This window comes from uncultured Veillonella sp., from assembly GCF_915069625.1.
Classification (GTDB): domain Bacteria; phylum Bacillota; class Negativicutes; order Veillonellales; family Veillonellaceae; genus Veillonella.
Window position 1 is genome coordinate 1 of the sequence record NZ_CAJZFD010000147.1, and the last position, 5,351, is coordinate 5,351.

Genomic DNA, 5,351 nt, shown 5'->3' on the forward strand with positions numbered 1-5,351 from the left:
GAAGAACCTAGTAATCGTATCGTAGCATTGTGGCGCAAAGTGAGAGGTTAATATGATAAGACTAATTTCTAATGAACGTGGTGATACACTGCTAGTAGAGGCATATCGTACATTGCGCAGCAATTTACAATACGTATGCAATCAACATAATTGTAAGATAATTTGTATTACAGCGGCTACAAGTGGAGAAGGTACCTCTGAGGTAGCGGCGAATACGGCAATAGCTCTATCAAAGAATAATAATAAAGTTCTTTTGGTAGATGGTAATTTACGTAATCCAGTACAGCATGTAGCATTCAATGTACAAAATAAAGGTCTCACCAATGCAGTTATTATGGATGAAGATTTAACGATTCATCGTAATATAGTTCCTCATTTAGATGTGCTTACTGCGGGCGAGATAGTTGAGCACCCTTCTGAAGTAGTAGATTCTAGTAAGTTGTCTACAATTTGGGAGTATATTCGCGATGAATACGATGTGGTTATCATTGATACACCACCTGTATTAGATGTTACGGATGCTATTGTATTAGCTGAAAAATCTGATGGCGTTATGCTTGTTGTTAAAAATGAAGTAGCAAGTCCTAACGATTTAATAGAAGCTAAGAAACGACTAACTCAAGTTGGTATTCCTCTACTAGGGTCCATCGTAATTGATGCGTAGTAGTAATTAATATAAATTTGATTTGATAAATCAAGCGTATCCATAAGGTACAGAAAGTCATGAGGTGATGTATATGAAAATTAATTTTTCCCCTCCAGATATTACAGAGTTAGAAATCAATGAAGTTGTAGAAGCCTTAAAAAGTGGTTGGATTACAACTGGTCCGCGCACAAAAGAATTAGAGAAAAAGATTGCGGTACAGTTAGGTACACCTAAAGCTGTTTGTTTAAACTCTGCTACCGCGGCGCTTGAGATGTCTCTTCGTGTATTAGGTATTGGCCCCGGCGATGAAGTAATTACCAGTGCTTATTCCTATACAGCTAGTGCAAGCCCTGTTGTTCATGTGGGGGCTACACTAGTTCTTGTAGATACCCAAAAAGATTCATTTGAAATGGATTACGATGCAGTGGCTCGTGCTATTACGCCAAAAACAAAAGCTATTATCCCTGTAGATATTGCGGGGGTTCCTTGTGACTACGATCGTTTGCGTTCCATTGTAGAAGAAAAGAAATCTCTCTTTACACCATCTAATGATATTCAAAAAGCATTGGCACATATTCCTATTGTAGCGGACTGTGCACACTCCTTTGGGGCTTCATATAAAGGTACACCAACAGGTAATGTAGCTGATTTTAGTAGCTTTTCCTTCCATGCAGTAAAGAATTTTACAACTGCTGAAGGTGGCTGTGCTACATGGAGACACATAGATGGTATTGATGATGAAGCTATTTATAAGCAATTCCAATTGTTATCTTTGCATGGTCAAGATAAGGATGCTCTTGCTAAAACAAAAGCAGGCGCTTGGGAATATGATATTAAAGGCACCTATTATAAATGTAATATGACCGATATTATGGCGGCTATTGGATTAGCTCAATTTGAACGATACCCAAAACTGTTAGCACGTCGTAAAGAAATCATCGAAGCCTATGATACAGCGTTTAAGGATTTACCGGTTACATTATTACACCACTATACGGATGATCATCAAAGTAGTGGTCACTTGTACTTAGTACGGCTAGATGGTCGAGATGCTGAATATCGCAACAAGGTAATTGAAGCTATGGCTGAAGCTGGCATTGCAACGAATGTACATTACAAACCAATTCCGATGCATACGGCTTACAAGAATTTAGGATTCACTATTGATGATTATCCAAATGCATATAATCAGTTTAAAAATGAAATCACATTGCCTCTTCATACATTGTTAACAGATGAAGAAGTGCAATATATCATTGAAACATTTAAAAGGATTATTACCGAATGCTAGTAAAAAACTTTCACGATCTCCCAAAAGAATTACAGTGTGAAGCTGTGCGTCCTTATTTTGAATTGTTAAATCAAAAGCGTGGGAGCCTTTTATGTAAAAGTATTTTTGACCGCCTTATGGCCGCAGGGATGCTCATTATATTGAGCCCTGTATTTCTTGTGTTAGCTATCATGATTAAACGGGATAGCGAAGGAGAGGTTTTCTTTCGTCAAACACGGGTTACACAGTATGGCCGTACCTTTGGCATCTATAAATTTCGCACTATGGTAAAAAATGCAGAATCATTAGGTGCTCAAGTGACATCACAAAATGATATGCGTGTTACTAAGGTTGGAAATATGCTTCGTAGTTGTCGTCTTGATGAATTGCCTCAGCTGATTAATATCCTTTTAGGCGATATGAGCTTTGTCGGCACAAGACCAGAAGTGCCTCGCTATGTGGCGGCTTATACCGATGAAATGAAGGCAACCCTATTATTGCCAGCTGGTGTAACTAGTGTGGCAAGCATTGCTTATAAAGATGAAGATCAACTTTTACAAAATGCTCAAAATGTTGATGAAGTCTATATTAATGAGGTATTACCAGGCAAGATGGCTTGGAATTTAAAGAGTATTAAAGAATTTTCTTTTCTACAAGATATTAAAACGATGGTTGATACAGTATTAGCTGTATTACGTTGAAAGAGGTCCCTATGAGTACATCTATGACAAAGGAAATACAAGAAAAAGAGCTTGCTATGTTGCTGTACTTTAAAGAGTTTTGCGACAAACATAATTTGCGCTTTTACCTCTGTGGCGGTGGTCTCATTGGGGCTATACGTCATAATGGATTCATCCCTTGGGATGATGATTTAGATTTATTTATGCCACGTCCCGATTATGAAAAATTAGCTGAATTATGGCCTAAATATGCAGATGCAGAACGGTATACTTATTGTCGAACTGATCGAAATCATATCTATCATGATGCGGGTGCTTCTATTAGAGATAACAACACGACATTTATTAATCGTCATAGTATGCACGAAGATATTTGTCATGGTTTGGCTCTTGAAATTATGCCGATTGATGGATGTGCACCAGGAAAAATCAGTCGTGCACTGCAGCTTATGTGGGCCATGACCTTTGCACTTTTCAATGCCCAACGGTTGCCTGATAATAAAGGACCGATGTATCGTGCATTAGCAGGATGTATTTACAAGGTATTTTCTAGTCAGTCGTTACGGTATCATATTTGGCGTTTTGCGGAAAAGCAAATGACTAAATACGATTTCAATACGAGTAAGGAGTGTACTGAATTAATTGGTAGTTTGAAGGGTATGAAGCTGCGTCATCCTCGAGAAGACTTCGAATCTGTTGTATATAAGGATTTTGAAGGTCATCAAATACCAGTTATGAAAGGGTATGAAAGATATTTACGTCTCATTTGGGGCGATTATATGCAACTACCACCAGTAGAACAGCGCGTAGCTAAACATGATGCTGTATTTGCTGATTTGCATACACCTTACAAGGAGTATAGAGGCATACATTATGCCAAAAACGAAGCTTAACCTTAAGGAGGGCCTATGAAACGAATAGCAGTAATCTTTGCGGGTGGCGTAGGTGCTCGTATGAATAACAGCAAGACGCCAAAACAGTTTCTTGAATGGAACGGTAGACCTATTTTGATTCAAACTTTAGATGTATTTGAACAAACGGACTTAATTGATGGCATTGTTCTAGCCTGCAAAGCAGAGTGGATTGATCACACCAAGAACCTCATCAAAGAGGCTGGGTTACAAAAGGTTCTATCCATTGTTCCAGGTGGAGAAAGTGCTTTAGATTCTCAATATAATGGATTGGCAGAAGCGAAGTGTTTATTTCCTAATGAAGATGTTACTGTATTGATTCACGATGGTGTTAGACCGCTTGTAGATAAGGAAACAATAGAGAGAAATATCGAATCCGTAGAAACAAAGGGGTCTGCTATCACTGTTACACCTGCTATTGAAACCGTTATGGTTACGGATAATGGTTCTATCAATCGTATTTTAAATCGCAGTGAATGTCTTATGGCAAAAGCACCTCAAAGCTTTAAACTAGACGATATTCTATCGGTTCATGATCGAGCAAAAGTAGAAGGTATCCATGATTTTATCGATTCTGCGTCCATGATGATGCATTATGGTTACACATTGTATCCAGTATTAGGGGAGACAGAAAATATAAAAATTACGACACCATCTGATTATTATATGTTCACAGGTATTATAAAGAACCGTGAATTAGGAGGATTACAAGATGAGTAATTCCGTTATTAAACGCGAGTTAACAGCTTTACTACAAGATAAAGAGTACTTTGAATTCCTCCGCCATCAGCGCATTCTTGTGACAGGCGCGACGGGACTTATTGGCTCTATGTTTATAAAATTGCTTATACTTGCCAATGAGACTTTTAACTTGGATATAAAGGTAATAGGCCATGTACGAAGTCATGATAAAGCACAGGCTATATTAGGTGATTATTTAGATAATGATTCCATTACACTTATCGATGGTTCTTTAGAATCTATTGACGTACCTTGTGACTATATTTTACATGGTGCAGCACCAACACAATCTAAGTTCTTTATGGAGCATCCTGTAGAAACGATTCGTACTTCGATTCATGGTACGGAAGCTATGCTTGAACTAGGCCGTCATAAAACGGTAAAGAAACTTGTATACCTATCGAGCATGGAACAGTATGGTGTTCCTTATGAATCGGGACAGGTGATGACTGAAGAGCGATTAGGATATTTAGATCACTTAAATGTGCGTAGCTCTTATTCTGAAAGTAAAAGATTATGTGAGTGTTATTGTAAATCGTATGCCGTAGAATTTGGCGTTCCAGCTGTTATAGCTAGATTGGCTCAAACTTTTGGACCTGGTGTTCCTGTTTCAGATAATCGCGTATTTATGCAATTCACTAAGAGTGCTCTAAAAAATGAAAATATTGTACTTCATACAAAGGGTGATTCTATGTCTAATTATTGCTATATTACTGATGCATTAACGAGCATTTTAACCCTTATGAAGGATGGAGAAGCTGGTGAAGCATACAATGTCTGTCATGATGAGGAAACTCGCTCCATAGCTAGCATTGCTCATTTAGTAGCGACCCATGTAAGTCATGATAAGAGTGAGGTCATTTTTGATATTCCAGAAGATGTACAAGGCTTAGGCTATGCGCCGACAGTGCACATGTTCTTAAGTTCAAAAAAATTAAAGTCCTTAGGATGGCAGCCTAAGGTAACAATGGCGCAGGCTTATGTAAGACTTGCAGAATATATCCAAGAGGAAGGCCTATGAAAAAGGAAATAATCATTGTTACTATCTCCCTTGGTAATGATGGAGCTGAACGAATTTTAACAGAGTTAGCTCGTCAATGGGT

General features: G+C 38.1%; 6 protein-coding genes. All 6 read left to right on the forward strand.

The genetic code is table 11. The features are described from left to right. Window positions 1-52: 52 nt before the first annotated feature. The 6 genes from QZ548_RS07735 (at window position 53) to QZ548_RS07760 (ending at window position 5,269) form a co-directional block, all read left to right on the forward strand. Window positions 53-664, forward strand: coding sequence for a CpsD/CapB family tyrosine-protein kinase (locus QZ548_RS07735; RefSeq protein ID WP_295869492.1), 612 nt, complete (start codon window positions 53-55; stop codon window positions 662-664). A gap of 73 nt (window positions 665-737) precedes the next feature. Beyond that, entirely contained in the window at window positions 738-1,937 is a 1,200-nt protein-coding gene (locus tag QZ548_RS07740; RefSeq protein WP_295869494.1) for a DegT/DnrJ/EryC1/StrS aminotransferase family protein, read from the forward strand. Continuing rightward, the gene (locus QZ548_RS07745; protein WP_105089010.1) at window positions 1,931-2,617 is read left to right on the forward strand and encodes a sugar transferase; all 687 of its coding nucleotides are present in this window, start codon (window positions 1,931-1,933) and stop codon (window positions 2,615-2,617) included. The genes QZ548_RS07740 and QZ548_RS07745 overlap by 7 nt, the downstream gene beginning before the upstream one ends. A gap of 11 nt (window positions 2,618-2,628) precedes the next feature. Next, window positions 2,629-3,489: a phosphorylcholine transferase LicD gene (locus tag QZ548_RS07750; RefSeq protein ID WP_295869496.1), complete on the forward strand. Its 861-nt coding sequence runs from the start codon at window positions 2,629-2,631 to the stop codon at window positions 3,487-3,489. A 15-nt stretch (window positions 3,490-3,504) separates the two neighbouring features. Next, window positions 3,505-4,227, forward strand: coding sequence for a 2-C-methyl-D-erythritol 4-phosphate cytidylyltransferase (locus QZ548_RS07755; protein ID WP_295220291.1), 723 nt, complete (start codon window positions 3,505-3,507; stop codon window positions 4,225-4,227). After that, complete coding sequence (locus tag QZ548_RS07760) at window positions 4,220-5,269, forward strand: NAD(P)-dependent oxidoreductase (RefSeq protein ID WP_295869498.1); 1,050 nt, start codon at window positions 4,220-4,222, stop codon at window positions 5,267-5,269. Before QZ548_RS07755 ends, QZ548_RS07760 begins: the two co-directional genes overlap by 8 nt. Window positions 5,270-5,351 lie beyond the last annotated feature (82 nt).

What these genes read in the sequence shown, in the direction of transcription:
- QZ548_RS07750 (WP_295869496.1), top strand. Translation starts at nt 2,629, where the DNA reads ATGAGTACATCTATGACAAAGGAAATACAAGAAAAAGAGCTTGCTATG.
- QZ548_RS07740 (WP_295869494.1), top strand. Translation starts at nt 738, where the DNA reads ATGAAAATTAATTTTTCCCCTCCAGATATTACAGAGTTAGAAATCAAT.
- QZ548_RS07760 (WP_295869498.1), top strand. Translation starts at nt 4,220, where the DNA reads ATGAGTAATTCCGTTATTAAACGCGAGTTAACAGCTTTACTACAAGAT.
- QZ548_RS07735 (WP_295869492.1), top strand. Translation starts at nt 53, where the DNA reads ATGATAAGACTAATTTCTAATGAACGTGGTGATACACTGCTAGTAGAG.
- QZ548_RS07745 (WP_105089010.1), top strand. Translation starts at nt 1,931, where the DNA reads ATGCTAGTAAAAAACTTTCACGATCTCCCAAAAGAATTACAGTGTGAA.
- QZ548_RS07755 (WP_295220291.1), top strand. Translation starts at nt 3,505, where the DNA reads ATGAAACGAATAGCAGTAATCTTTGCGGGTGGCGTAGGTGCTCGTATG.